24 protein-coding genes are annotated in these 23,463 nt (G+C 63.2%); 6 read left to right on the top strand and 18 right to left on the bottom strand.

Going from position 1 to position 23,463, the window contains the following annotated elements; all coding sequences use genetic code 11:
• The first annotated feature begins 71 nt into the window (after positions 1 to 71).
• Complete coding sequence (locus RUH75_RS04670) at positions 72 to 824, top strand: helix-turn-helix transcriptional regulator (protein ID WP_313802650.1); 753 nt, start codon at positions 72 to 74, stop codon at positions 822 to 824.
• Positions 825 to 849: 25 nt separating this feature from the next.
• Here the strand turns inward: RUH75_RS04670 and RUH75_RS04665 are convergent, their stop codons facing one another.
• Positions 850 to 1,269, bottom strand: coding sequence for a hypothetical protein (locus RUH75_RS04665; RefSeq protein ID WP_313802648.1), 420 nt, complete (start codon positions 1,267 to 1,269; stop codon positions 850 to 852).
• 155 nt (positions 1,270 to 1,424) lie between these two features.
• On the opposite strand from RUH75_RS04665, the gene RUH75_RS04660 reads away from it, so the two are divergent.
• Positions 1,425 to 1,895: a hypothetical protein gene (locus RUH75_RS04660; protein ID WP_313802646.1), complete on the top strand. Its 471-nt coding sequence runs from the start codon at positions 1,425 to 1,427 to the stop codon at positions 1,893 to 1,895.
• Here RUH75_RS04660 and RUH75_RS04655 read toward each other — a convergent pair.
• From RUH75_RS04655 to RUH75_RS04645, 3 genes are read right to left on the bottom strand one after another with little or no spacing between them, the layout of a single operon-like run.
• Positions 1,892 to 5,629, bottom strand: a complete 3,738-nt coding sequence (locus tag RUH75_RS04655) for a conjugal transfer protein TraG N-terminal domain-containing protein (protein ID WP_313802644.1) — start codon at positions 5,627 to 5,629, stop codon at positions 1,892 to 1,894. The genes RUH75_RS04660 and RUH75_RS04655 overlap by 4 nt on opposite strands.
• Position 5,630: 1 nt before the next feature.
• Positions 5,631 to 7,052 carry a conjugal transfer protein TraH gene (locus RUH75_RS04650; RefSeq protein WP_313802642.1) on the bottom strand — a complete coding sequence of 474 codons (1,422 nt, stop codon included), beginning with the start codon at positions 7,050 to 7,052 and terminating at the stop codon, positions 5,631 to 5,633.
• A gap of 52 nt (positions 7,053 to 7,104) precedes the next feature.
• Positions 7,105 to 7,689, bottom strand: coding sequence for a hypothetical protein (locus RUH75_RS04645; RefSeq protein ID WP_313802640.1), 585 nt, complete (start codon positions 7,687 to 7,689; stop codon positions 7,105 to 7,107).
• Positions 7,690 to 7,866: 177 nt separating this feature from the next.
• On the opposite strand from RUH75_RS04645, the gene RUH75_RS04640 reads away from it, so the two are divergent.
• Both RUH75_RS04640 and RUH75_RS04635 read left to right on the top strand, forming a co-directional pair.
• Positions 7,867 to 8,118, top strand: coding sequence for an AbrB/MazE/SpoVT family DNA-binding domain-containing protein (locus RUH75_RS04640; RefSeq protein ID WP_313802638.1), 252 nt, complete (start codon positions 7,867 to 7,869; stop codon positions 8,116 to 8,118).
• Positions 8,115 to 8,513 (top strand): type II toxin-antitoxin system VapC family toxin, encoded by a 399-nt coding sequence (locus tag RUH75_RS04635; protein WP_313802713.1) that lies wholly within the window; start codon positions 8,115 to 8,117, stop codon positions 8,511 to 8,513. Before RUH75_RS04640 ends, RUH75_RS04635 begins: the two co-directional genes overlap by 4 nt.
• A gap of 59 nt (positions 8,514 to 8,572) precedes the next feature.
• On the opposite strand, the gene RUH75_RS04630 is transcribed toward RUH75_RS04635, so the two are convergent.
• The 6 genes from RUH75_RS04630 to RUH75_RS04605 form a co-directional block, all read right to left on the bottom strand.
• Positions 8,573 to 9,469: a conjugal transfer protein TraF gene (locus tag RUH75_RS04630; RefSeq protein WP_313802637.1), complete on the bottom strand. Its 897-nt coding sequence runs from the start codon at positions 9,467 to 9,469 to the stop codon at positions 8,573 to 8,575.
• Entirely contained in the window at positions 9,466 to 10,062 is a 597-nt protein-coding gene (locus RUH75_RS04625; RefSeq protein ID WP_313802635.1) for a S26 family signal peptidase, read from the bottom strand. Before RUH75_RS04625 ends, RUH75_RS04630 begins: the two co-directional genes overlap by 4 nt.
• Positions 10,034 to 10,918: a TrbC family F-type conjugative pilus assembly protein gene (locus RUH75_RS04620; RefSeq protein WP_409592319.1), complete on the bottom strand. Its 885-nt coding sequence runs from the start codon at positions 10,916 to 10,918 to the stop codon at positions 10,034 to 10,036. The genes RUH75_RS04625 and RUH75_RS04620 overlap by 29 nt, the downstream gene beginning before the upstream one ends.
• Entirely contained in the window at positions 10,890 to 11,942 is a 1,053-nt protein-coding gene (gene traN / locus RUH75_RS04615; RefSeq protein WP_313802709.1) for a conjugal transfer protein TraN, read from the bottom strand. The genes RUH75_RS04620 and traN overlap by 29 nt, the downstream gene beginning before the upstream one ends.
• A 41-nt stretch (positions 11,943 to 11,983) precedes the next feature.
• A complete protein-coding gene (locus tag RUH75_RS04610; protein WP_313802633.1) occupies positions 11,984 to 13,906 on the bottom strand; it encodes a hypothetical protein in 1,923 nt (640 codons plus the stop codon).
• A 338-nt stretch (positions 13,907 to 14,244) separates the two neighbouring features.
• Positions 14,245 to 15,261, bottom strand: coding sequence for a TraU family protein (locus tag RUH75_RS04605; protein ID WP_313802631.1), 1,017 nt, complete (start codon positions 15,259 to 15,261; stop codon positions 14,245 to 14,247).
• A 176-nt stretch (positions 15,262 to 15,437) separates the two neighbouring features.
• On the opposite strand from RUH75_RS04605, the gene RUH75_RS04600 reads away from it, so the two are divergent.
• Positions 15,438 to 15,746 carry a DUF1778 domain-containing protein gene (locus tag RUH75_RS04600; RefSeq protein ID WP_313802629.1) on the top strand — a complete coding sequence of 103 codons (309 nt, stop codon included), beginning with the start codon at positions 15,438 to 15,440 and terminating at the stop codon, positions 15,744 to 15,746.
• A gap of 12 nt (positions 15,747 to 15,758) precedes the next feature.
• Positions 15,759 to 16,292, top strand: coding sequence for a GNAT family N-acetyltransferase (locus RUH75_RS04595; RefSeq protein WP_313802627.1), 534 nt, complete (start codon positions 15,759 to 15,761; stop codon positions 16,290 to 16,292).
• 35 nt (positions 16,293 to 16,327) lie between these two features.
• Here the strand turns inward: RUH75_RS04595 and RUH75_RS04590 are convergent, their stop codons facing one another.
• From RUH75_RS04590 to RUH75_RS04555, 8 genes are read right to left on the bottom strand one after another with little or no spacing between them, the layout of a single operon-like run.
• The gene (locus RUH75_RS04590) at positions 16,328 to 16,996 is read right to left on the bottom strand and encodes a conjugal transfer protein TraW (protein WP_313802625.1); all 669 of its coding nucleotides are present in this window, start codon (positions 16,994 to 16,996) and stop codon (positions 16,328 to 16,330) included.
• Positions 16,986 to 17,228, bottom strand: coding sequence for a hypothetical protein (locus tag RUH75_RS04585; RefSeq protein WP_313802623.1), 243 nt, complete (start codon positions 17,226 to 17,228; stop codon positions 16,986 to 16,988). The genes RUH75_RS04590 and RUH75_RS04585 overlap by 11 nt, the downstream gene beginning before the upstream one ends.
• A complete protein-coding gene (locus RUH75_RS04580) occupies positions 17,225 to 17,551 on the bottom strand; it encodes a hypothetical protein (protein ID WP_313802622.1) in 327 nt (108 codons plus the stop codon). Before RUH75_RS04580 ends, RUH75_RS04585 begins: the two co-directional genes overlap by 4 nt.
• 5 nt (positions 17,552 to 17,556) lie before the next feature.
• Positions 17,557 to 20,076, bottom strand: coding sequence for a TraC family protein (locus RUH75_RS04575; RefSeq protein ID WP_313802621.1), 2,520 nt, complete (start codon positions 20,074 to 20,076; stop codon positions 17,557 to 17,559).
• Positions 20,073 to 20,714 carry a TraV family lipoprotein gene (locus RUH75_RS04570; RefSeq protein ID WP_313802619.1) on the bottom strand — a complete coding sequence of 214 codons (642 nt, stop codon included), beginning with the start codon at positions 20,712 to 20,714 and terminating at the stop codon, positions 20,073 to 20,075. The genes RUH75_RS04575 and RUH75_RS04570 overlap by 4 nt, the downstream gene beginning before the upstream one ends.
• Complete coding sequence (locus tag RUH75_RS04565) at positions 20,714 to 22,048, bottom strand: TraB/VirB10 family protein (protein ID WP_313802617.1); 1,335 nt, start codon at positions 22,046 to 22,048, stop codon at positions 20,714 to 20,716. The genes RUH75_RS04570 and RUH75_RS04565 overlap by 1 nt, the downstream gene beginning before the upstream one ends.
• Positions 22,045 to 22,833: a type-F conjugative transfer system secretin TraK gene (locus RUH75_RS04560; RefSeq protein ID WP_313802615.1), complete on the bottom strand. Its 789-nt coding sequence runs from the start codon at positions 22,831 to 22,833 to the stop codon at positions 22,045 to 22,047. The genes RUH75_RS04565 and RUH75_RS04560 overlap by 4 nt, the downstream gene beginning before the upstream one ends.
• A complete protein-coding gene (locus RUH75_RS04555) occupies positions 22,820 to 23,455 on the bottom strand; it encodes a TraE/TraK family type IV conjugative transfer system protein (RefSeq protein ID WP_313802613.1) in 636 nt (211 codons plus the stop codon). Before RUH75_RS04555 ends, RUH75_RS04560 begins: the two co-directional genes overlap by 14 nt.
• Between the last annotated feature and the right edge of the window lie 8 nt (positions 23,456 to 23,463).

Raw genomic sequence — 23,463 nt, 5'->3', positions numbered from 1 at the left:
ATTGCGGCGGCGGATCATCGCAATTTCTATCGCGACGCCGGGATCTTATTTTTCGACCGGAGGAATGCGCGATGCTTTCAAAATTGAACCTGGATATGTTTCTGGCAGCTTTTCGGTCCTGTAGGACCGAAAGCGAGCTTCACGAGGCTTTGGCCAAAGCGACTAGAATTCTCGGATTTGATCAATTCGCGATGGGGCATCATGTCGATATCACATGTCCACCTCAGGGTGCGATCCGTCTGACGACATACAACAAAGACTGGATTTCCCATGGGGCCGAGCGAGGATACTTCGCGGAGGATCCGATCCATTTGGCAAGCACCAAAACAGTAAACGGCTTCCTTTGGCGCGATGTCGGCCAACTCATCCGCCTCACTCCGAAGCACAAGCAAGTTCTTGCGGAAGCAGGCGGCTTTGGTCTCGGTGCCGGATTCACTGTCCCTGTCTACATCCCAGGCGAATACCACGGAAGTTGCTCCTTTGCCGCGCGATCACTTGAAGGCCTGCATGAGAATGCTCTTCCGATCGCACAGCTCTGCGGAACATTCGCATTCGAAGCCGCGCGCAGGATCGCCCGTCGAATGTTAAAGTTCGACGAGGCGACCATGCCTAATCTGAGGCCACGAGAACTGGACGCGCTCATCCTTGTCGGGAAGGGCAAGACCGATGCGGAGATCGCCCAGATTTTAGGCATTTCCCGCGCGACGGCCCACGAGCATGTTGAGGGCGCCCGCCGCGCCTATGGCCACGCCCAACGCGCTTATATGATCGTTCGCGCTCTGTTCGATGGCCAGATATCCTTCGCTGACCTTCTTAGGCGATGATTGATAAGCAGTTCGCATCGACGACTTATTTCCCGTAATTCAGATGATTGAGAATCAACGGAACAGCCTCGTTGTAGCGGGACGGATGAACTCCGTCGCGTGAGTTGAACTTGAAAAGGCCTACAGCCCCGTCTCCTCTTCTTCGCGCAATCCGATGGATGACCCAAGCTTCGGCTGCCGCGCGCGGGTATACCCAGGTGACTGCCTGGGCCTTTAAGGCGTTGCGCAAGCGCACCAGAGCTTCCGCGACCTTGCCATTTCGGCGATCGTTTGATCCAGCCGATATGATCACAACGTTGTACGAAGTGCGTGGGACCATCGAGGTGATCGCCTCCACCGATGCCCCGACCCGGGCTTTAACGTCGCATGCTGTGGGGGAGGCAGAGCTCAGAGCAGCGGCAATCCCGAGCGCAATGCTGTCACCAAGGATCAGACAGAATGCCATCTAGGTTCGTGTTCGCGTGGAGGAGGAGCGGGCAGGGAAGCGCGGAGAAGAGTCTTTGGTGAAACCAGCAACTTTCACCTCTCCCATGATGGAAGTCATAGCCGATTCCCAATTCATGGCGCCGGTGCTATGGTCCGAGATGAAAGGAGCCGGCCATGGATCCGCGAGGCGCAACATCTCAATCGTCGGAGTGCCCGACAGAGCTGCATCTTGAGACGCCGCGCCTGTCGCAATGGCTGTGGCATCGCTGGTATGCGAAGCTTTGGTGGAAGGCGGCCGCCATTTTTTGGACGGCTTGCATCCTCGAAGAGGCCTTCGTGCCTCGTTCCTTCTCGCAGGGGCTTTTGCAGCAATATGAAGGCTGGATCATCGCAATCGTGTTCCTGTTCCACCCCTTTCTGATCCTGCCGGTGCTCGGGTTCGGTTGGTTGTGGGCACTGTCCAACGGACCGCGGGGTGACGCCGAAGACGGAGTCGCGGGTGTATTGTATAATGGTTCGAACGGCTTCGGGGTTCACGGGCAAAATATGGACCCAACGAATCCAGCGGATCCTCGGTATGTTTGGCATCCCGGCAACCCACAAAGCCAAGTCTGGCTTGACACGCATGTACGTGGCCTTCGCTAACGTGTTTTGAACTCAGGATCGCCGTCTTCCATTCCTTTCGTACGATCTCCGGTGAAACGCCCGCTACTCAATATCTTGCTTTGCTCGATCGATGTGAGGGGGGCGGTTGCATCCCAAGGGCCTCGACCGGCGTCCGCCTGTTCCAAGTAGCGGTTGCGAAGACCATTGACCCCAAGGATCTGGCGATTTAGTTCCTCAGTGAAGGCGCGCTCGGGAAGCGCTGACTTGGCTGCCGCCATCTCAGCCTTAGCGATTACCGTTCGGACGTCGTGATTGACGATATCAAGCGTCGACCGAGCGTCAGTGGATCCGAGACCTACGTCGGAAGTTTGCCAAGCAATGCTAGCTTGAGTCCCTCTGCCCGTTGCCGGCGCTGCAGAAGATCCTTTCGCGGCAGGCTGGCTCGCTTTGCCCGGCCTTCCAAGATCGCCAGACACACCAATGCTTTCTACATCCCCGTTGGAAACTTGATGTGATGCACCACGAGCAAGAGTTCGCTGCCAACCAGTCTGAACCATGATCGCATGCACATCCCGCTGAAGCGTGTCGGCGACTTGAGGTTTCAGCCGCCAGTTCCCATTGCGGTCCATTTCGAAGCCGCCCTTGAGCCAATTCGCCATAGCAGCGTGGCCTTCCGCACCACTGCCCAGCATATGCTCGATAGTGTCTGGACCCGCTTGCTTGCCGGCCTCAAACCGTGTGCTGGTATCGCTGCGCGCCGACCGCTCGAAACCTGTGCTGCTCGATACCAGCAGATCATTGTGAGCAAAACTGAACCGGGCAGAGCCGCCATTCGCTACCGCGCCAAGCTGGTCCTGGTTGATCAGTCCGGCCCGCCACATCTGGGCAGCAGTGTCCGGCGTCAGGTTGAGACTGAAATCTCCGTTCTGATCCATCGCGATCTGGCGTTTCGTGAGATTGATGCCATGGCTCCGCAGCAATCCTTGAGCCCTTGTCAGGCGCTCGTTGTCCACGATGCGGGTGAGCCGTTCATTCCGTGCGCGATCGGCGATGCCGGTAGAGCCTCCTTCAGCCATATCGACCTGGTTGCCCGCCGTTCTCGACAGAGCTTGAATGAAGCTGTCGAGCCGCGCGGCCTCTCTGGTCGAGACACCAGCAGCTTCTGCGCCTTCGGCAAACCCGAAATTCTCCGACTGCCGGCGTTGTTCTCCTATCCGTGACGCGTTGCGCGTTCCGTCGTGACCAACTTCGCGCTGCGCATCGAGCTTGCCGGCGCGTTCCGCAAAATCGTACCCGGCCGCTTCGCGTGTGCGACCGTAAACGCTCGTCCCTTCGCGCGCCGCCTCCGCCGTAGCGCCGTCTGCTGTTCCGACATTGACCGCGGCGTTGTAGCTTTCCAATGCATGCATCACCTGGGCCTCATTGCGGCCCGTCGCGCGGGAGAGTTGGGTTATGGCAGAGGAGCGCGCTTCACCGGAGAGCGCGTTGATGAAGGAGATGCGCCGACTGGTTTCGTCGACCGAGAGACCAAGCATAGCCGCCGCGTTGCGCTGACCCTCATTGCTGCCCGTTCTGTGCGCCTGCTCGGTTGCGACATTGCCGCGTTCGACTTGCGCTACCCGGTCGCCCGCATAGTCTCGCCGCCCCTCCATCGCACCTACCTGTATTTGGGCGGAGGTAAGATCATTACGCAGCATCGTTTCCTGGTCGAACGTGTTGGCGATGAGCTTGGCGAACGTGGGATCCGCCGAAGCTTCGCCTATGACACTCGCTGCTTTCAGCTGCGCATCGTCGGAACCATAGCCGTTGCGCGAAAAATGCCGTGTCGCGCCCTGCAGCATCATGTCGTAGGCACGCTGGTCCCCGAATGCCCGCCATTGGACCATATTTTGCGCGAATGACGCGAATGCCTGCTCTCCCGCCTGTCCATTACCAAAATAGCGGTGGCCGAGCGATCGGAGCGCGTCCTTCTCGGCGAACTGATGGATCGCCGCCGTGGTTGCATTCGCGCGCACCGCCTGTTGGACAGCCGGATTGGAGAGGTCGCCGTTGATGAGGGCAGGGGCCAGCCCTCCCAGCTCTCGCGCGGCATCGATTCCGCCCATGCCGAACGCGGGTACGCCTGGAGCCCCGGACGCCCGCTCGCCGAGGAAGCCGCCGGCCGCGCCAAAACTGCGATTAGCGCCGAATGTCGACCGCTCCCCGAAGTCGCCGAAGTTCGACGACGCACCGCGGCGCGCCATCGTTCCGCGCGCCGAGGCCTGTGCCTCGAGCGCTGAGGCATAGCCTTCGCCGGTGGCCAGTGGAGCCGCCGCGGCGCTCGCCTGACCGTGCACGCCAAGCGATCCACTGGTGAAGGATGTGAAGACATTGCCGGAGAAGCGGAACACCGTGAAAACAAAGGCGCCCGCGAGCCCCGCTGCAGCTGTCCGGAAACTGCCGAATATGGCGAGCGCCTTCTGCGCGGAGGACGGAGCCAACAACCATGCATTGGTGGCCACGGCGTTCGAGCGCATTTCCGCGAGCGCATCCATCGCGCGACCGAGGGTCAACTGATAGATTCCAGCATCGATCACTCCCCACAGCGCCACGAATACGAACAAGCCCAGCGCGAAGCTTGCGACGCGCAGGTTGATCGGCGTCAGGATGAACAGGAGCGCGATCGGGATCATGAAGAGCATGATGCCGAACACGACGGCGCGAATGGTCGGGATCCATTCATTGGCAACCGACATTGTCGCTAGTCCATTCGAGATCACGGCCCGATTGGCCATGACCCTGGCCGCGGATGCCGGACTGTCCTCGAAGAGCACGTCGCCGACACTGTTGCCCAGCAAGATGTTGGTCATGAAGGCCTGGAGCGACAGCGGCGTGCCCATCATCATGTCGCCCATCTCGCCCAGCTGGCTGCGACAGCGATTGAGCTGGTCGGGCTTGGTCACATCGAATCCGGTCCGCGTGCAGACCTGGCGGCTATAGTCGTCGAACAGCGCGGGGTCCGAGAGAGCGGTCGAAATATGTTGCCAGGCCTCGTCGCAACTCACCGTCGTCCCGCCTTTGTCGGCGGCCGTGTAGACGGTCGAGAAGGTCGCCGGGCCCGCCATCGCCGCGAACGCTGCGGGCAGATCGGTGGCGGTCCGGAACAGCCGATCATCGTCGACGCCATAGGCGGCCGAGACCCGCGCGACCGGATAACATTGCCGGACATAGTCCTTGATCGTGGCATCAAGGAAAGTGTCGGTTATCGGCCCACGCGGGGAGACCGCGTTAAAGAACAAATCGAACGTATGGCCTCCCGCGCCGAACTCGATCTTGCTGTTGGGATCGAGCGTGTTGTCGTCGATCGTTTCGACCAGGGCCCGCTCGATGAGATTGGTGGTGCCCGCCACCAGCACCAGAAGATTTGGCACATCTCCAACTGGCTGATAGGCATTGCGGACCTTGTCATAGACATGGACGGTCCCGGTCGTGGCGATCATGCCGACAAACAGGCCGATGCCGATCAGCATCTGAAACCCGAAGGCCACCAGACCCATGCCCTGCCCGCGGATGCTCGCCAGCACTGCGCCGAGCGAGATGCCGACCGTGGCGATAACGATAACCAGCGTCTCGTAGCGCGGATCGGCGAAGATCATCGCGACCAGGCGGAAGGCGTCCACCGTCTCCGCGAAGCCGTCATAGGTGTAGAAGCTGGTGTCAATCGCGAAGGCGGGCGTTGAGGCACCCAGCGTGAGGAGCGCCAGCGCAAGGCGGATCAGGCGACGGATCGTCATTTCACTGCTCCCGCGCTGCGGCCGCGCCGGCGGCATCGCGGGCATCGCGATCGCGCTGCCTCAACAGGCCTGCATAGTTGGCAGAGAGGTTGGCCGCGCCCAGCGCTGCGAGATAGGACTGACGCATCTGCGCGCGTTGACGCAGGACCTCCTCGCGCAGGTCGCGAAGCTGGTCGATTCCTTTGCTGAGAATGCGCGTTTGACAAATATTAGTGTTGGTGGCGTCCGCGGCGCCAGCGGCGCTCGTGCCCCGTTCGGCGTTGCTGAGCGCGAAGTCGATCGACCGGGTAAGATCGTTCAGCATCTGATAGGCGAGGGTGAGCGCCACCAGCTCATCGGTATCGCCGATCACCGAACCCTGGACACCCTGGCGAACGCCCCATTCGAGCATGCGATAGACCGGTAGCGTGCTGACATTGGCAACGAACTGGCGCTCCTCCGTTGTAAGCGCCGCGCGCGTGCGGATCTTCGTCGCGATCGAATCCATGCGCGTGCGCGCGAGTTCCAGAGCGCCTTTCCCGCCATCATTCGAGCAATCGGCAGCCGTGGCGGGAATGTTGAGCGCGCGTCGCTGGACGCGGCCGCTCAGGAAATCGTCTGGGGATTCGGTGTCCTGACGCGGGCAGGCGGGAATCGCTGAGAAGAGCGGAACCTTGTCGGTCGGATCCCAGCGCATGTAGACATCGCCCACCCGGGCGCGCATCACCTCTGCCCAGTCTCCCGCGCCGACGCGTGAGGCGGCGTGGGCGAGCAGAGACCCTGTACGGAAGATGTCGGTCACCTCAGCAGGACAGTTCTCCAGCGCGTCCTTGAGGTCCTCGGTCGGATTGTTGTTGTTCGCCTGGATCTTCTCGCGGCTCTGCTGATAGCTCTTGGCGAAGCCCTGCTTGACCGAGCGATAGCCGGTCATCTCCTCGATGATGCCGGACATATTGTCATCGCCCTTGGCGATCTGGACCATGCGATTGGCAAGGCGGCAGTCATTGACCTGGATCGAATTCAGGAAATTGGTCGCTGCCTCCATCTTCGAGATGATGTTGCCCATTTTTTCATCGAGCGTTTCGAGCAGATATTGGAACGCAACCGCGGGCGCGGCCTGCAGGATGCTCTCGAGTTTCTGCACGAGATAGTCGGGGTCGAGGAACGACATGCCGCCAAGGAACATGTCGATGCCGCCGCAACCCGCCTTCACCTTGGGCAGGCTCAGCGACATCAGATAATCATTGTGAACGTCGACCCGTCCCGACATGCCACCGGCGGTCAGATAGCCGCGGGTCTGGTCTTCAAAACTGCCCGGAGAGGTGTAGGTTACGTTATCGAACCAGCTTTCAGCCCAGCTCTGCGCGTGTGCTGGGGCGGTCGTACCGCACGCGGCAACGATGGCGGTCAGTGAGACGGTCAGACGCGACAATAAGCGAGACATGGCGGATGTCCTTGGGTTGGAGCTACGATCGAGAGGAATGAGCCCGCCATGCTCAGTTGCTCTTCGAATGGGATGGAGACGATGCCGCGACGCCGACAATGCCGGTGAACTTGGCCATGGCCCGCACCGCGACGTCCGGCCTCACACCGGTCATCATCTTGAAGGCCAGATAGATGTTGCGCGCGAGGTTGACGCTGTGATCGGTCCCGATCGCGACCGGGATCACGCGATCGGGATCGTTCGTGGCCCGGACCCATGCCACCGGGTGACCGACCCAGGGCAGCCCAAGCCGGCCGGATCGCACCATTGCCTCCTCGCGCGAGAGGACTTTGACATCCACGCCGTATTGGCGATGCAGCGTCTGCAGCTTGGTCCACAGATCCGCGCAGGGCGCGCAGCCAGGCGCAGTCGTCATCTCCACGACGAAGGCGGGTGCATCGCCTCTCAACGTCGCGCCAAAATCGGGAGGAAAGTTGCGTGTGAGGGGCACGCGGGACAGCCAGGTTTGCATGGCCGCGGAATCGGCGACCGGATGAATGGCCGCGCGCCGTGCCACGTCCCGCGACACGGGTTGGGCGCACGCCATGTCTGCCGCCATCCCGCAGATAACGACGCCCGGCATGCCGAGGAGGAACATGAGGGGCGCCCTCATGACCGCTCTCGTCCAAACGGCGCTGGAGAGCTACGAGGATTGAGCCACGGCACTCGCTTGCTAGCCGATCGCCGAACGCCGCTGCCGTAAAGAGGGTAATTGAGCAGCTTGCAAGTAAGGCTCTTTATCCTTACATTGACGGCTAGCAAAAGGAATATTTCGATGACCACGCTTACCGTGACGGCGAAGGGCCAGATCACGCTGCGGAAAGACATTCTCAAGCATCTGGGGGTAGATGCCGGATCGAAGATCAATGTTCGTAAGCTGCCGAACGGCAAGATCCAGGTCGAGGCCGCGAAGCCACAAGGCAAAATTACCGACTTTTTTGGGTCGTTGAAACGAGAAGGCCAACGGCCGATCTCCATAGAGGAAATGAACGAGGCTATTGCCAAGGGTTGGGCAGGCGAACGTTGAAAGTCGTTGCTGACACGAACATCCTCGTACGCGCAGGAACACAGGACCATCCCGTTCAAGGCCCGATCGCACGCGACATCATGGCGAAGGCGCAGGTCGTTGCGGTCGCTTTGCCAGCCTTGTGCGAGTTTTGCTGGGTTTTGCGAACAGCCTATCGATTCAGCGGCCAAGAGATCGCCTACTCCCTGCGCCTTCTTCTTGCCGCCGACAATGTCGCGACGGACAGAGAGGCGGCTGAAGCGGGCCTCGCCATCCTCGATGCGGGCGGTGACTTTGCTGACGGGGTCATTGCCCACATGGGCAGATGGCTTGGCGGGGAGACATTCGTGAGCTTCGACAAGGAAGCTGTCCGCCTTCTTCAAGCCCAAGGCGAGGAGGCCCAGATACCCGCGTGAACCCGGGGAGGCCTCAAGGCAGCCGCGTACATTCTGTCGCCTCGCTTGCCTGACCAAGTTCATGGCTTCGCTCCCGATGGATCCAGAAGATTGCCGCCGAGCATCTGTTCGGCCGCGGCCCTCGGATCGCTCGCCGAGACCGGTCCCAGGCTCAGAGCGTCGAAGAAACCGCCTTCCTCGCCCGCGCCGGTCATGAACTGCTCCGGACGAATGTCGCCGGTGAGCAGACGCACGGCCTGATAGGCCATCTGCGCGAGGGCGGGATACGCCTCGACGCCGCTCGCGATGACCATGCGCTGCTGGCTGCCACGCCGGATGAGCATGGTGGTGGGCGTGACCTCGACCCCAAATCGCTGCCCCAGTTCGGGGCGACGGTCGAGATCCATCAGCGTAACTTGCCAGCCCATCTCCTCCTGGAAGCGCTGGACGATCGGCCACTGGACCCGGCAATAGCCGCACGTCGTCCGGCTGAACATCACCAGCGCGAATTCCCCGGCATGCGCGCGCAGATACTGGCGCCGTGTATCGTCCTTGTAGGCGAGCAGCTGGTCGCGCGCATCGCCGACCATTGGATTGGCGGACTTCGAGTTGAGTTCGGGATGCTGGAGCATGGCGAGTTGCGTGACGCCTGCGAACGCCCGGGCTTTCCGCCGGGCAAAATCTTCGAGCCGCCAGAAATCGGCAACCGCATCCACCGTGAGCACGGTCGCGGCATAATCACGCTGCTGCTCGATGAGCTTGCGGATCTTCGGAGGGGTCCAGGTGGCGAGCTCCGCCATCGGCGGGATGGCCGGCTTGACCAATGCATCCTCGTCAGCGGGCCTGGTTTCTACCGGCTTGGGCTTCGGCGCATACCACCAATAGCCCTGTCGAGAGGCGTCCGTCTGCGCCTGCGCGGAAGTCGAGACAGACGCGAGCGCGAGCGCGACGCCGAGGATGAGCGCGACCCCTCTCACAACACGCGCTCCATCCGTGTCAGCCGCCCGATCGACACTGGACCATAATAACGGCTGTCGAACCCGCTCGGATGATGGGAGCCCACGAAGATGACCCCGGCCGGGATCAGCCGTTGCGGGGGCCGGTAATGGTCGAGCCGCTGGCCGTTGCGGCCGATGGGCTTGCTGACACCCATCAGCTTGTTGTTGCAATAATACCAGCCGTCCCACGCGCCGCGGACCGTCGAGGGCTTTTCGATCATGTCGAGACGATCGCCTGGCATGCACAGCGCATATTTGGTGACGGCGACCGGCTTTGGGCCAGCCAGCGGATGGGAAAGCACGAACGACACGAGGTCGCCTCTATGGATAGGCCCCGGATCGGCGCGGACAGCCCAGGCGTCGATCGAGGGGCTCATCACCCAGGTGACCTGGGGTATTGCCCACCATGTGAGAAGCCCGATCGGCAGCACGATGCAATAGGCCTTGAAGAGCTGCTCGGGGCGCAGGGGCTGCCCAAGGCCAGAGGCGCCCAATGCGACGGCGGCACGCAGCGGCAGCAGCTTGACCTCCGGCCACGCCTTCCTACCGAGATTCCAGACGAGCCTGAGCATCGCGCACCTCCTTGTCTCCGCCGAGGCGGCCATATTCTTCGAGCAGTCCGGAGAGCGCGGCATCGCCGTAGACGATGTTGTGGCTGCGCGGGCTATCGTCCTCGCGCTCGCAATAGGGCTGCGTCGGATCGCCGGGGATCATCGCCAGCGCGGGCACGCGCACGATGCCATGCTGGCGGAAGACGATGGGATCCACGATCAGCTGGACGTTGCTCATCGCGCAGGCCGGTCCTTCGCAGCCGGGGTCGAGCCTGAGGATCTCGGCCGACAGCTTCGCCATCGGCGCCACCCTGGTCAGCCCGCCGGGCATGCCTCGGAACGCAAGGACACCATGCGCCCTTTCAAGCTGCCCGGCGTAGGTCCGCAAGATCGCGACCGGCATCGAGGATGACACGAACAAGACCGGCACCCAGGCAGCCTTGGCGGGAGGCGCGACCGCCCTGGCGAGCGCTGTCGTGTCCGGTGCGTCGAGCCCCAGCGCCTGACCGAGGCGTTTCGCCATCGCTTCGCGTTCGCGCGCGACGTCCGCGCGACCGGCTTCGAGCGCGGCCCGCGCGCGCGCATCCATCGCCGGTGCCGGTGCACGGCGTCGCACCGCTTCGAAGGCGCGCCTGCGTATTTCCGGGCTCGGCTCCGGCGGCGTGCCGGGGGTGACGCTCGCGTCGCCGGGCTTCTGTCTGGCGATCGCGCCCTTGAGCCGGTCGACGGCCGCGCCACCTTGCGCTTCGATCTTCGCTTTCGCGCCGTCGGGTGGCGTCTGCGCCTGAACCATGACAGGCAACGCCAAGCCCCAAAGGGTCATGATGACCACCGGCCGCAGGCGCACGTCAGTGCCCGACCGTCTGCATATAGGCATCGATCTTGTCCTTCATGTCGACCTGGATTTCGCCCTGGGTGCGGGCCTCGATCTCGGAATAATATTCGGAGAGATCCATCTTGCTGAAATCGAGCGCCTGGAACTCCTCCGGCGTGAAGCCGCGGCAAATCGGATTCTTGGGGCTCCCCCAGCCGATGCCGTTGAACGATTTAAGCTGCGGCCGACCCTGCTCCTGGATGATACGGCCGAGCTTGGTATTGAAGCAGCAATGGCCCCTGGCCTTCTGCACGCAGATGCCGAGGATCTTCGACGAGCAGTAGCTGCCGACCTCGTGACACATGCCCGATCCGCGCAGCATGCCGGTTTCCATGTCTTGGCTGTCGCAGCCCTGAAGCAGGACCTCGATCATGAAATTGACCGCGAGGCTGATCGCGATCGATGTGGGGTCGATACCGACGATGATGGCGTTAGCGCCTGCGCTTGCGGCCTGGCTCGCGGTCGCCCCGGCCTTGAACGCCGTGTAAGCGGCCTTCATGCCGGTGAACACGCCCTTGGCGACCGCGATCTTGGTCCCGATCGACGAGATCGACGATCCCATCCCGTCTTTGACGATCTTGCCTTTGTCCTTGCAGCAATTCTGGAAGGTGGTCTTAAGCCCGGCCGGGCGGCAGCGGACCGCACGACCCGAGAAAATCTCTATGTTGGCGGTGCAGTTTCCGTCGGCGTCCACCGCCCCGTCAGCGGGCGCGCCCGGATCATCGACGACCGGCTCGTCTTCGATCGGACTGGCTCCGGTGTCGATGCAGGCGTTGGGCGAGCAGGTCGGCGCGCCGCCCGACGCCGGCGCCTCGCAGGCATATTGGTTCCCGAGCGGGCAGGCATAGACGCCCGGCGCCGTCACGGTGCAGGCGGTCTGCTGGATCGGACATTGCCACCCACCCGACGCGGTGCCAGCACAACTGGCTGTCTCGCCCGGATCGGCTGCGTCGCCATTGCCATTCAGATCGACCGCGCAGAGCTGCTGCGCATGGGCCGGGGCGGCGGCGAGGCCTGCCAGCACCATGGTGATGGCGAGCAACGGCCCGCGCAAGGACGGGGCTCGCGTCATGGCACGGCGCTCGTGCAGGTCATGTCGGCCCCGGCGAGCCGAACCGACTGCATCATCACGACCGCCTCGGGGAAATCGTCAAGGCAGCCGCAGGCGCTCACAATCTCCTCGCCGGGCCCCGTCGGGCAGACGTTCGCGGCGTCGCAGACATGATAGAATGTGTCCCAGCCCGTTGGATCATTCTGCTGGCTGCCAATGACTCCCGCCGGTGCCGCAGCAGTGTTCGCCTTGGGCGCGCGCGTCTTGCAGATCGCTTCGCATGCAGGCACCGAGCCACGGTCGGGAAGCGAGAAGGGCGAGCTCGTCTGCGACAGGCTGCCGTCGGGCTTCCTGACCTGGTCGGCGAGCAGCGTCTCGGTCGAATGGTCGATGATATAGGCGCCCCGGCTCAGATCCGGCTGCGGCATGCTGCCTGTATCGAGAACGCATCTGTACGAGCGGCTGCGCTGGAAGAAATCGCGGCGGAGTTGAACCGTGCAGCTGTCGCTACCGAACAGCCGGGTCTGGGGCAGGGGCTTGAGCCCGGTACCGATGCCATTTCTGAAGGTCTCGACGCCGTCGACATTTTCATCTGTCAGCCGGCACGCGGCGTCCGCGGCATAGCCTGAGCACAGATCCACCAGCCGCTCGCTGGTCTCGCAGCTCGTGTCGACGCGGATCTGGACCGTGAGATATCCGGTCTTATGGTCGCCCGTCGCGCGAATGCGAGAATCGACCGTCACATCGCCGTTGCGGAGCGCATCGGTGAAATCATAATTGGGATAGGCGCTGTAGTTATCGCCAACGCCGCAATCGCCGCTGGGCAAGCTGTTGGTAAGCCATGGCCGCTTGCCGGCATAGGCGACCGGAACACCATTGACCCTTGCCTGCTCCCAGTCGGCGGTCTGCAGCTCGAGGATGCGCGCGGAAACGATGCGCTCGGGTTTGTTGGCAACGAATCTCAGCGAGAAGGTCGCTGGCGGATCGTTGCAGTTGCCCGTGCCGCCGATGCGATAAATGCGGCAGTCCGGGCCGCAGCTTGTCACCCCGAGCATCGAGCCGGTCGCGGTGACGATATCGTCATAGCTGGCAGACGTAAGCGTGACCTCCCGCTCGATGGTGCAATTGCGCGTCTGCTCGGCCTTGCCGACACCGGCCGGAGACCCTTTGAGCGTCTGGAAGATGCTGTTGCCGGCGGCGATCGACGTGGCGTCGCCCTGGATCGCGGCAGGCTTCGACCGATAGGCTGTCTGGCCGATAGCGGGGTCGGCCGTGCACGCCGTCGCCTGCGCGCCGACATAATCGATAACCGGTCCGTTCACCTGTGCCTGTGCAACGCCAATGCGCGGGTCGAGCGTGGTGAGCGCTCCCACCATGCCGCCGCCCAGATCCTTGAGCACCTCGGCGAGATTGCCGAAGACGAGATTGGTCCCGCAACTGTTGTTGACGCAGTAGCAGCCGGCGAGGTCCGGCATTGCGACCTCGGTCAGCTTCAAGGCTTTGGCGCCGTCCACGTCCCATTTGAACGAGTGGCACTGGTTCCATGTGCCTGGCTGGCAGGAAATCACGCCGTTGGCGCAGATACCCGAGACGGGGACGGGCAGTGTATTCGATTTGTCGAAGCTGCCGTCGAAATCTGTATCCTGCGATATCCGGACCGTTCCGATGTCACCGGTCGACGAGGGCTGGATCAGCACCTCGAGCAGGCTTGCCGTCTTCTGGCAATTGATCGTCGGTGTGAATGTCTTGCTGTTGTCCACGGTCGCGATCGGCTGGCCGGCCATGCCGGGCGTTACATAATTCTGGCGCAACGCATCGCTCGAACCGGTCTTGGCCTGGGCGGCCGCCGCCGCGGAGCGCGCCCGCTCGTCCATCGTCTGCGCGTGGACGCCGGCCGAGGAACAGGCGCAGAGGAGGGCAAGGAGACAGGCGCGCGTCATGTCCGCGCCTCGGAGCAAAAGACGCGATGGATCCGCGAGCCGTGCCGAAAGCGGAACAACTCGCCCTGCGGCAGAATGCGGTCGGCAGAGCGGATCAGGCGGAACACTGCCTGTCCATCCAGGGTGGTCAGCGCGGCCGGGTGCGACCCCGCGGGCGAGGGGGGAGGGCCCTTGCCGCGGCGGGAGAGGATCGACCGCGCTGACCGGGGGCGGGACGGTGTCCTGGGGGCTGTTGGACACCGCCCCGGCGCCACGCCGCCTGCGGCCGCCAACCTGGCTGTGGCGGACAGACCGGGCACCTGGCCGGGCTGGCGTGGAACGGGGGGAAGATGATCGGCTCATGGCGTCGAGATCCCGGCGCAACAGATCACCTTTTCGAAGACCATGAACTGGGCATTGTCCTTGCCGGGTGCGTGCTTGGCCGAAGACCAGAGCGCGCCGGGACGGCCGACATTGACGCAGGAGCCGCCTTTGACGGGCTCCATCAGCTGATATTTATAGCGGGACTTCGTCCAGATCGGCGCCGCCTTGAACGAGCAGCCATCCGCCGAGCTGATGGTGGCGGCCCCGAGCCGGCCCATCATGAAGGTGCCCCGCGCCGCGAGGCCTGCCCAGGCTTCGACCGAATCGTCGAAATGGATGTCGCCGGCGATGGGATAGGTCGCCCCCCAGCTTCCCATGCACCAGAAGAGCGGATCGATGACCTTGCCGGCGGCGGCCGCTGCACTGTCCGCCATGCAGGCCAGCCCGGCGGCAGGATTGCCGAACAATATTCCCTCGGGCTGGATGATGGCGCCGAGCGTGCCCGACTGCCAGGTCGGCAGCACCTCGGTGATCAGCGCGACGTCGAACCCGTCATCCTCCAGACAGGGAAGATCGGTGAACATGTCGAGCATCGCCCAGACGGGCGAGATATAATAGTGCATCTGCGCGAACATCTTGCGCGTGTTGGTGCCGTCCGAGATCGAGGACTGGCTCCCTTGAAGCTTCCCATGTGTGGGCATCAGATCCGCGCCCAGGGCCATCATGCAACCGGGTTCGGTCACGACGTCGATCATGCGGTTGGGCGACCAGAAGCTGACTTTCACCCCGAACCAGAAGGTCGCGCCCTTGCGGCACGCACAAAGCGGCTTCGATGAGGATTGCGCGTCCAGTTCCTTCGAAAGCTTGTCGAACGTGCCGATGCGCACGCCGCCGATGGTGATCGGAAAGATGCAGGTCCAGCGGACCTTGGTGATCGGATTGAACACGGCGCCCACGGGACAAGACGAGGCGTGCGCGGCTCTTGGCCAGGCAAGAGTGCCGGCGAGACCGATTGCCAAGCCGATGAGGAAGATGGGCAGCCGCCGGATCATGAAGCCACCTCGACGCGGACGGCGGCCGGGCGGACGGGCCTCGAGATGAGCCTGGCAGGGTGCCGATGTCGCCGCCATAGGACGAGGATGCATCGCTCAAATTCATCGAGCGTAGTTGCCTTGTGCGTACTTTCGACGTACATGGCAACCAACCGCGTTACAGAAAGGAATGGGCGATGAATGCCCGGCACGACATCAATGTGAACATCGACGAGCGCGCAACCGAGCGCATGAATTTTCGCATGAAGCCGCGCGTTAAGGACGCGATCCAGCGCGCCGCAGCCCTGTCCGGCGTCGACGATTCGGTGTTCGCGATCAATGCTCTCTATAATGCCGCGCTCGCAACAATCTCGACCCACGAGCACACGGCCGTGAGCGCTAAGGATTTCGCAGCGATCCTCGATGCGCTTGATAATCCTCCAGAGCCGACCGAGCTGATGCGTAGAGCGGTCGAGGGCTACAAGCAGCGCGTTACGAGCCGTTGATCTCCAACCCCGATGGCTGACAGGGATTTGATCATCGAGCCGCTCGATACGAAGCGGCACGACAGGCGACGCTTCTCTTCCGGCGTCAGCCAAGTCGATAACTATTTTCAGAAAACCGCAAATAAGCTGGTCAAGGCCGACAATTTGCGCGTGTATGTAATGACCATGGCCGATGGCGACCTGATCGGCTTCTACGGTCTGAACGCGCACAAGATAGACTATGTCGAATTGCCCGACAGTTTCGCGCGGTCCCGTCCGGGACATGGCGACATTCCAGCCGTTTATATTTCCATGATCGGGGTCGACGTCCGATATCAGGGACAAGGCCTCGGCGGGTTCCTGCTCTCCGACGCGCTCCGCCGGATTCTCGTCATTTCCGAAATTGTCGGCGTTTCGATCGCGCTGCTCGATATCCTCGATTGCGGTGATCCAGACCGCGTCGCGCGACGCCGCGATCTCTATCTCCGTCATGGCTTTCAGGCCCTGCCGGATGCAGGATTGCGCCTGTTCATGCCGGTCGCTTCGATCGCCACGCTCCCTTTTTAGGGAGGCGTCGTAATCGGAAATTGCCCGACAGCGGTTCATGGCTTCATTCTCTCGGCGAGGGTCCGGCTCTTCGGGCCATATTCGGTCAGGACAAGGCGCTGGCCGGCCTGGGCGACGATGACGGGGGCGACGGCCAGGCCGAGCCGATCCTTCACCCTCTCTTCGAGAATGAAGAGTGGGCGCCCGACCTTTTCTCCCAGCGCGATCGGGTCAACCGCTGCACTGCCGCCGGCAGCGAGCAGGATCCAGTCTGTCGCAGCCGCTGTTTTCAGCGCCCAGCCAAGCTCGGATGGGTGAACGATGACGAGCCGCTGCGGCAGCGAGACATAGGTGAGCGGATTGAACGTAAAGCCCTTGGGGTAAAGCACGCGCCCGTCCGGCAGGGTTACATCCATGTCGAGCGTGTAGAAGGGCACGATCGTGCGCACGCGCGTGACGGTGGCAGTCGCAAGGGTCGCCGATTTCATCGCCGACCAGCGCGAGCGTGGCCCGAATTTTGCGCCCAGACCCTTCGGCAGTGTCGCGACCTTCGCTTCGATCTCCGCCAACGCATCGGGTTCGACGATCGGCCAGGTCCGCCCGATCGTCGATGTCTCGCCATGCGCCGCGCCCGCGATAATGGCGGACGCGATCAGCAGCGCCGCGACGGTGCCTGCCTGAAACCAGGCGACGCGCGCATAGAGGATATGGCGTTCAGCGGACATGACGATATCTCCGGCGCGGATCGCCTATCGGTTCGCGGGGCTCACCGATGATCGCGGCGATCAGCGCGGCCGCGCCGACGATGGCTAGCATCAGCACAAGGGCGGCAAGCATCGCGTCGAGCGGCGCCCGACTGTTCAGGACAAGACCGGCCTGGATCAACAGCAGCAGATGGCTGCCGACCAGCAGCCGGATCGCGGACGGCGCGGGCGAGCCGGAGAGTATGCCTCTCACCGCAGCCTCCATCGCCGGTAGATCGACAACAGGTGGCTGGTGACCCCGGACAGGCCTATCAACATCACGCCGCTTGCAAAGCAGCCAGCGCCGACGAGCAATGATCCGCGCACGACAAGCGCCGTCGGCTGCTTGAGCACGATCCCCGCGACCAGCACCAGGCTCGAGATCATGCAGGTCTCGATCAGGACCAGCCGGAAACGCCAGCGGATCGCGTCATTCTCGCAGCGGATCGCCACGCGCGCCTCGATCATGCGTTCGAGGGCGGCGTCCTTCGAAAGATCGAAGGCGAACTGATCGGGATGTGGTTTGCGCTTGAACATCGTTCTCACTCCGCTGCCTCGGCGCGGGGGCCGAGGATCTCCGCCGCATCGACGCCGGCGAGCTCGCACACGGCCTCGAGCGGCGACTTGCCCGCGCGGAGCTTCGCTTCGAACGCCGCGACCTCCTGAGGCGCCGACGTGTTGATCCAGTAGGAAAAGGGGTCGACTACGAGCCGCGCGATTCCCAAGCCGAGCGGCGAATCTATAAAGACTTCAGAGTAGTGGGGCTTGGAGTTGCGAACGGACTTCAGCAGATCGAGAACGAACCCTGAATAGTCGAGGATCTTGTTCTCGACCGCTTTGTCATAGGTCGAACCCTGCAACAGAAAGCGGGTTGCCGCATTTTCGAGGATCACCTGCCCGGTGCCGCCGAACAGCAGCAAGTCATTCATCGACTGCAGGACGATGCCGAAGCTTCCCTGATATTTGCGCGCGCGGCGGTAGCCCTGGCCGAAGGCCTCGGCGAGACGCGAAAGATCCTGCCCCTCGGTCTTGGTCATGAACTGGGCGGCTTCATCGCAAAGCACGAAGCGGGGCCGGTCGCGGGCGGAGAGATAGAGTTCCTGGGTGACCGCGTTCACCACCACCATCACGATGACGTTGAACAGATCCGGCATCGCCTTGAGGCGCTCAAGCTCGAGCACGACAAATTCGTCCGAAGAGATGTCGAAGGTCGAGGGGCCGTTGAAGAAATGGCCGTAGGCGCCCTCGCTGGCGAAATCGCGCAGGTTGAAGGCGAGTTCGCGCGCGACCGGAACCAGATGATCGACGCGGTCGAGATCGGACGCGGCGAACTCGGGATAGGCGCCGAGCCAGGCCCGGACGGCGTCGATCCCTTCCTCGGCATGACCTTCGTCGATCGTCCACTGGACCGCCGACTTCAGCAGGTTCCATTCCGATGTCGAGACACCTTTGCGGGTGGCGGCGTTCGCCATCTCCGCGACGATCGCGACCGCCATCGAGATCGCCGATTGCTTGTCCTCGCCGTCCAGGGCAAAGCCCATGTCGAACGGGTTGAGAACGAGCTGCTCCTCGCCCACGTCGATGTATCGGCCCGAGCAGAGCGTGCAGAGCTTGCGATAGCTGCCGCCGATGTCGATGATCCGGATGAGTGCGCCCTGGGCATAATATTGCTGGCAGAGATTATTGAGCAGGAAGCTCTTGCCGGCGCCGCTCTCGGCCGAGACGATGAAATTGTAGTTGTTGATGCGCGGATCGAAGAGATCGAGCGTGATCAGCTGCCCCTTGCGGCCTGTATAGAGGAGGGCGGGGCGGCCGCCGCCGCGAAAGTCGGTCTGAATCGGCGCCATCAGCACGGCAGCCTTCACAGGCATGCGAAAGTCGCGTTCGAGCATCCGCATCGTGCGATTGTCCGGATAAAGCCCGAAGGGGAGGCTCATCGGCAGCAGGATCGGATTGAGATAACTCTCTTCCTGCATCATGAACGGCAGGGGCTCGCTCTCCCACAACCGCTTGGCCCGTGCGGCCATCTCGCGGGCGTGGGCGCTGTCGCGGCCGAACACCCAGACCGTCGGGATGACACGGACGAATTTCGAATTGCCGGCTTCGTCGAGAACCCAGCCGATCTCCTCTATCTGCTTGCCCACCTCTACCGCGAAACTACCGGCCGCTTTCTGCGCGGAAAGTACCTGCGCGCGCTTGTGGATCTCGAACGCGGAATGATCGAACAGGACGTTGAGCGTGTAGAGAAACGGGCCACCGATCTGGTCGCTGTCCTCAGCCGATCCGCGCATGCCGCCGGTCAGCCGGTTGGCGCGCTCGGCCGAGATGCGCCGCGCCGGCGACTTGGGGGTGAGGCAGCGCGCCACCTGGTTGCCGAGGAACACCTCCGGCCCGTCGAACAGAAGATCAGGTCCTGCGTCGATGATCTGCTTGCGGATGGGCGGGGCGGATCCCTTCGCATTCGGCTCGCTCGTGAACACGCCCGGCGCAGCGGCATAGACGCCATTGAAGATTCGGCGATAGAAGGAAACCGTCTCTTCCGGCGCGAGCCGGGTGATGCCGAGCTTATCAAGCTGCTCCTCAATCTGCCGCTTCATGTCGCTCGGCATCGGCCGCCGTGTTTTTACCGACAATATGGTGCGGAAATCGCGCAGCGGTATGCCGTGAAGGGCGCGCAGGCCGTGCCGGCCCATCCCCAAATAATCGGCGGTACGCCGCGCCGACGCCTGAATCAGCGTGTCCGGGCGGGTCTTGAGATCAAGGAAGGCATCCAGCGCGCCATCAATCAACGGATCGGCGAAGCTGTGCAGTTGCAGAACGGTACCCGGTCCGAAATGAATATTGAGCAGGCCGAGCAGCGCCTGATGGACGTGCGCGAACATATAGGCCGACGGCACCAGCTCCCAGGCATAGCCAAAGCCATCATCGATGCAGAGAAACGCTTCCTCGTTCTCATCCCAGGCCACAAGCGGAATGAAGTCGGAGAAGCGGTCGCGCGCGACGCTCTGGCGCAGGCGCGTGAACGTCAGGCCTCCGCCATGCCGGGCTCCAGGCGCCCTCACGGCCGTGCGTCCGACGATGAAGCAGGAGCACCGTCGTCCGAGGGCTTGTCGCGAACCTGGCCGAGGACGGGCGCCTGCGCGGCGGGCGACACCGGATTGACCAGATAATCGCCGACCACCCAACTCGGCGCCTCGAGAATTGAATAGACATAGCGTGGCATATAGAGCCGGTCGGGCCGCTGGCGGTCGGCATAGGGCAGGATCAGCGTCCGGATCGTGCGCGGCGACTTCAGCATCGGCGTCACCGGATCGTCGATCAGGCCCTGAAGCTCGCGATAGACGCTGTCGCGGTAGCCGGAGAATGCGTTCGCGCCTGTCGCGCCGCGCTTGCTCGCGCGAGGATCCACGGCTGGGGTGCCAGCTGCGGCGCTGCCGCTGCCCTCCGCCTTCAAAAGCTTCCGATCGTTCGTGACCGCAGGTTCCGATCGAGACGGGCGACCAGCGACGGCGTCCTGATAAGCCTTGTCCGGATGGATGCATTGGCCATGGTCGCTGTTCTTGCAGCTGAACTTCTCCGAATAGGGAGACATCAGCGAACCGACCGTCGCGCAAGACGATAACAGCGCGAGGGCGGGGATTAGGAGAGCCACGCGAGCGTTCGGAAACGTCGACCGACAGATGATGGATAGGGCGTGCATCAGAATTTGCTCCCCGCGGTTGGCTTGATCTCGAGGGTCACGCCCTCCTGGATGACGACGACCACGTCCTTCGCGGCGCCGACCTCGACGATGGGTCCGGCCTGGCGCGCGAGGTCGAGATAGAAGTCGGTGAGCTTGTCCGAGGACTTGGAAAGGCCGCCCGCGATGCCGGACTTGGCGGCATCGCCGGCATCGAGCGTCCGCACGGTGCCTAGCGCCGAGGTCGAGGTGTCGCCGAATGTATTCTCGACCGTCTGTGCGATACCGCTGATGGTGCCGGCGATGAAGGTGCGCGCGAGCGCGGCGCCGGCGCGGGTCACGACCTTACCGCTCAAGCCCTTTTTGCCGTCGGCGTCGACGAAGAAGCCCTTCACCGGCTGGTCGACCACTGAATGTTCGTCGAAGTCGACGCAGGAGAGCGAGACGAGCTGGATCTCGACACGCTCCTTGGCGAGGCTGCCGGTCGCATTGCCGATGACGAAACAGCCCGAGAGGTTCGCTTTGACGTCATTGGGGAGCACGGCGGGCGCCTGCACGCGGGCGATGATCGGTTCCGGGTTGGACGTCGCGTCCCGGCTCGCCAGCGCGTCGATCCCCGTCAGGAGCCTCGCCTTCATGAAACCAGGCGGCAAATAGATCGTCCGATTCTTTTTTTTCGAATCTCCCGAACCGCCGTTCGCCGAGGCGTCCTTTGGGGCGAGAGGCGTCGTCGCCTGCCCGATCGCTCCGACGACCTTTTCGACCGGTGGCGCTGGCGGTGCCGTGGGCGGTACGGGAGGCGCGGGCGGCGCGGGCAGGCTTCCGTCAGCGCTGCCGATTTCGGACGGGGAGGGCGGCGCTGGCAGATCGGGCGGACTGCCCGGTAGCGCAGGCGGAAGTGGGCCACCATCGGCGTCGCTCCCCGGTGCGGCATGAGGGACGATCGGGGTCTTGCCTTCCTCGATCGCGGTGATGCGGTCGCCGAGCAGATTTTGGCCGTCGAGGACCTTCTTTAGATCGCCGCGCAGCTTGACCTCAAGGCTGTCGCCGCGGAGCCCCGCGCCCATGTCGAGCTTGGTTGCCGCCGGTGCGGTGGCGGCCGGTTTATCCGAACTGCTCGCGGAATAGAGGCCATAGCCGAGCACGCCAATCGCGGCAGCGACGCCAAGCTGCTTAGCCCGAAGCTTCTGGCGTGAGCTGAGCGACTCCCATCGCGCTCGCGCGGCATCCCAACTCGATCCGGGCGGCGGTGCGTCGAGATCGACAGCGGCCTGCTCGGCGAGCCGTTGCTGATACGGGCTTTGCTCGATGGATGCGCCGTCCCCTGGTACGATATCGTCGCGCTCGCCGCTCACTGTACCGCTCCCCGGCGTACAACGATCAGCCGGGCAGTGTCGCCTGCGCGGAGGTCGGTGCGATCGAGCGTGACCGCGAAGATGTTCGCGCCGAGCGACGAGAGCAGGAAGGCCCGCTCGTCGATGCGCTGGGCGGCCGAGACGCGGACCAGATATTCGCTTGCGGAAAGGCCGGCGCCGTCAATCGAGATCCGCCGCCGCTCGTGCAGCGATGCCGACGGTAGCGAGGGCAGGGCGAAATCACGGGCCACCGGGGCGACCTCGGAAAAGCTTGCCGGCACGCGGTCCTGCAGCAGCGACAATGTGATCGAGACCGCGCGTTCCTCCTCGACCAGAGGGCCAAGCAGATCGGCATTGGCCCGGGCGCGCTGCGCGGTGCCGGGCGTCAGGATCACAGTCTGCGCCGGGATGTCAGACGGTTCGGCATAGAGCGGATAAACCGCGCCATTGCAGGTGACGAAGAACTCCGAAGCCGCGGTCGCATAAGTGCGGGTCGGCACGCCCTCGGTCTCGACCTCCTTTACCAGGAACTTGATCCAGGCGTCCGATCCCGCGCGCTCGACGGTGATCGCCTTCTCCGCCGAGAATCTGACGTCGTCGATCTCGCCACCCTCACAGACGACATGATTGATGTCGCGATTGGAGAGGTGGATGCTGCTCGTCTGATCAGGCAGGGCGGTGATAGACTGGGCCTGCGCCTGGCCCGAAATGGCCGCTGCAAAGGCCAGCAGGGCCGCCGCCTGGGCATTCGGGCGCACGCGTGCACCCCGATCAACGATCGGCATCGAAATTCTCCTCATGAAGGGAGGTGAGCCAAAAGCGGCCATTCTCGAGCGCGTAACCGATGCGCAGATTACCGCGGAACTTGCGGATCACGCCGCCGATGACGCGCACCTTTTCGACCGGCACCAATATGTCGGTGTTGGTGGTGAGGACCGGCTGATCGGGACGGATATAGGTCGCGATCGAGAGCGTCGGGTTGTCCGAAAGTTCGTCGAGGATGCCGCTCAGGTTGTCCCGAAGGCCGTTATAGGCCGACGGATGGGCTATCGCGAGCAGCTCCTGGAATTGCCGATCCGCAGAATAGGCCGAATAGGTCCCCGCGAGACTGACGATGTTGCGGGTCATCATCCTCAGGTAACCCGCCGACGGCGTGTTGCCGGTGACGTAGAGGTCGCCACCCGTGCCGAACGGCACGATCACGGTCCGCTGATTCTGGTTGGAGGTGTAGATCAGGGTGCCGAGCACTGCGGTCACGCCGAACAGGCCGACGATCGCGAACTTCAGCAGCCGGTTCTCTTCGAAGAGGTTCGATGATCCCTGCAAATAGCGGTGGATGCCCCAGCTCGCAGGCTTGCCCAAAAGCGGGTCGGCTTGGGCTTTGGCCCAGGATTTGAGGAACGACATGGGGCGCC

It is taken from the genome of Sphingobium sp. (genome assembly GCF_032153725.1).
In the GTDB taxonomy this organism is placed as follows: domain Bacteria; phylum Pseudomonadota; class Alphaproteobacteria; order Sphingomonadales; family Sphingomonadaceae; genus Sphingobium.
This window is presented reverse-complemented; position numbering and strand designations above follow the sequence as displayed.

Bases quoted from the DNA above. Each gene is read 5' to 3' on its own strand.
- RUH75_RS04625 (WP_313802635.1), bottom strand. From the start codon at position 10,062: ATGCTCAGGCTCGTCTGGAATCTCGGTAGGAAGGCGTGGCCGGAGGTC.
- RUH75_RS04600 (WP_313802629.1), top strand. From the start codon at position 15,438: ATGAATGCCCGGCACGACATCAATGTGAACATCGACGAGCGCGCAACC.
- RUH75_RS04590 (WP_313802625.1), bottom strand. From the start codon at position 16,996: ATGTCCGCTGAACGCCATATCCTCTATGCGCGCGTCGCCTGGTTTCAG.
- RUH75_RS04645 (WP_313802640.1), bottom strand. From the start codon at position 7,689: ATGTTCCTCCTCGGCATGCCGGGCGTCGTTATCTGCGGGATGGCGGCA.
- RUH75_RS04650 (WP_313802642.1), bottom strand. From the start codon at position 7,052: ATGTCTCGCTTATTGTCGCGTCTGACCGTCTCACTGACCGCCATCGTT.
- RUH75_RS04555 (WP_313802613.1), bottom strand. From the start codon at position 23,455: ATGTCGTTCCTCAAATCCTGGGCCAAAGCCCAAGCCGACCCGCTTTTG.
- RUH75_RS04670 (WP_313802650.1), top strand. From the start codon at position 72: ATGCTTTCAAAATTGAACCTGGATATGTTTCTGGCAGCTTTTCGGTCC.
- RUH75_RS04610 (WP_313802633.1), bottom strand. From the start codon at position 13,906: ATGACGCGCGCCTGTCTCCTTGCCCTCCTCTGCGCCTGTTCCTCGGCC.
- RUH75_RS04570 (WP_313802619.1), bottom strand. From the start codon at position 20,714: ATGCACGCCCTATCCATCATCTGTCGGTCGACGTTTCCGAACGCTCGC.
- RUH75_RS04560 (WP_313802615.1), bottom strand. From the start codon at position 22,833: ATGCCGATCGTTGATCGGGGTGCACGCGTGCGCCCGAATGCCCAGGCG.
- traN (WP_313802709.1), bottom strand. From the start codon at position 11,942: ATGGTGCTGGCAGGCCTCGCCGCCGCCCCGGCCCATGCGCAGCAGCTC.
- RUH75_RS04655 (WP_313802644.1), bottom strand. From the start codon at position 5,629: ATGACGATCCGTCGCCTGATCCGCCTTGCGCTGGCGCTCCTCACGCTG.
- RUH75_RS04580 (WP_313802622.1), bottom strand. From the start codon at position 17,551: ATGTTCAAGCGCAAACCACATCCCGATCAGTTCGCCTTCGATCTTTCG.
- RUH75_RS04605 (WP_313802631.1), bottom strand. From the start codon at position 15,261: ATGATCCGGCGGCTGCCCATCTTCCTCATCGGCTTGGCAATCGGTCTC.
- RUH75_RS04620 (WP_409592319.1), bottom strand. From the start codon at position 10,918: ATGCCTATATGCAGACGGTCGGGCACTGACGTGCGCCTGCGGCCGGTG.
- RUH75_RS04660 (WP_313802646.1), top strand. From the start codon at position 1,425: ATGGATCCGCGAGGCGCAACATCTCAATCGTCGGAGTGCCCGACAGAG.
- RUH75_RS04665 (WP_313802648.1), bottom strand. From the start codon at position 1,269: ATGGCATTCTGTCTGATCCTTGGTGACAGCATTGCGCTCGGGATTGCC.
- RUH75_RS04595 (WP_313802627.1), top strand. From the start codon at position 15,759: ATGGCTGACAGGGATTTGATCATCGAGCCGCTCGATACGAAGCGGCAC.
- RUH75_RS04640 (WP_313802638.1), top strand. From the start codon at position 7,867: ATGACCACGCTTACCGTGACGGCGAAGGGCCAGATCACGCTGCGGAAA.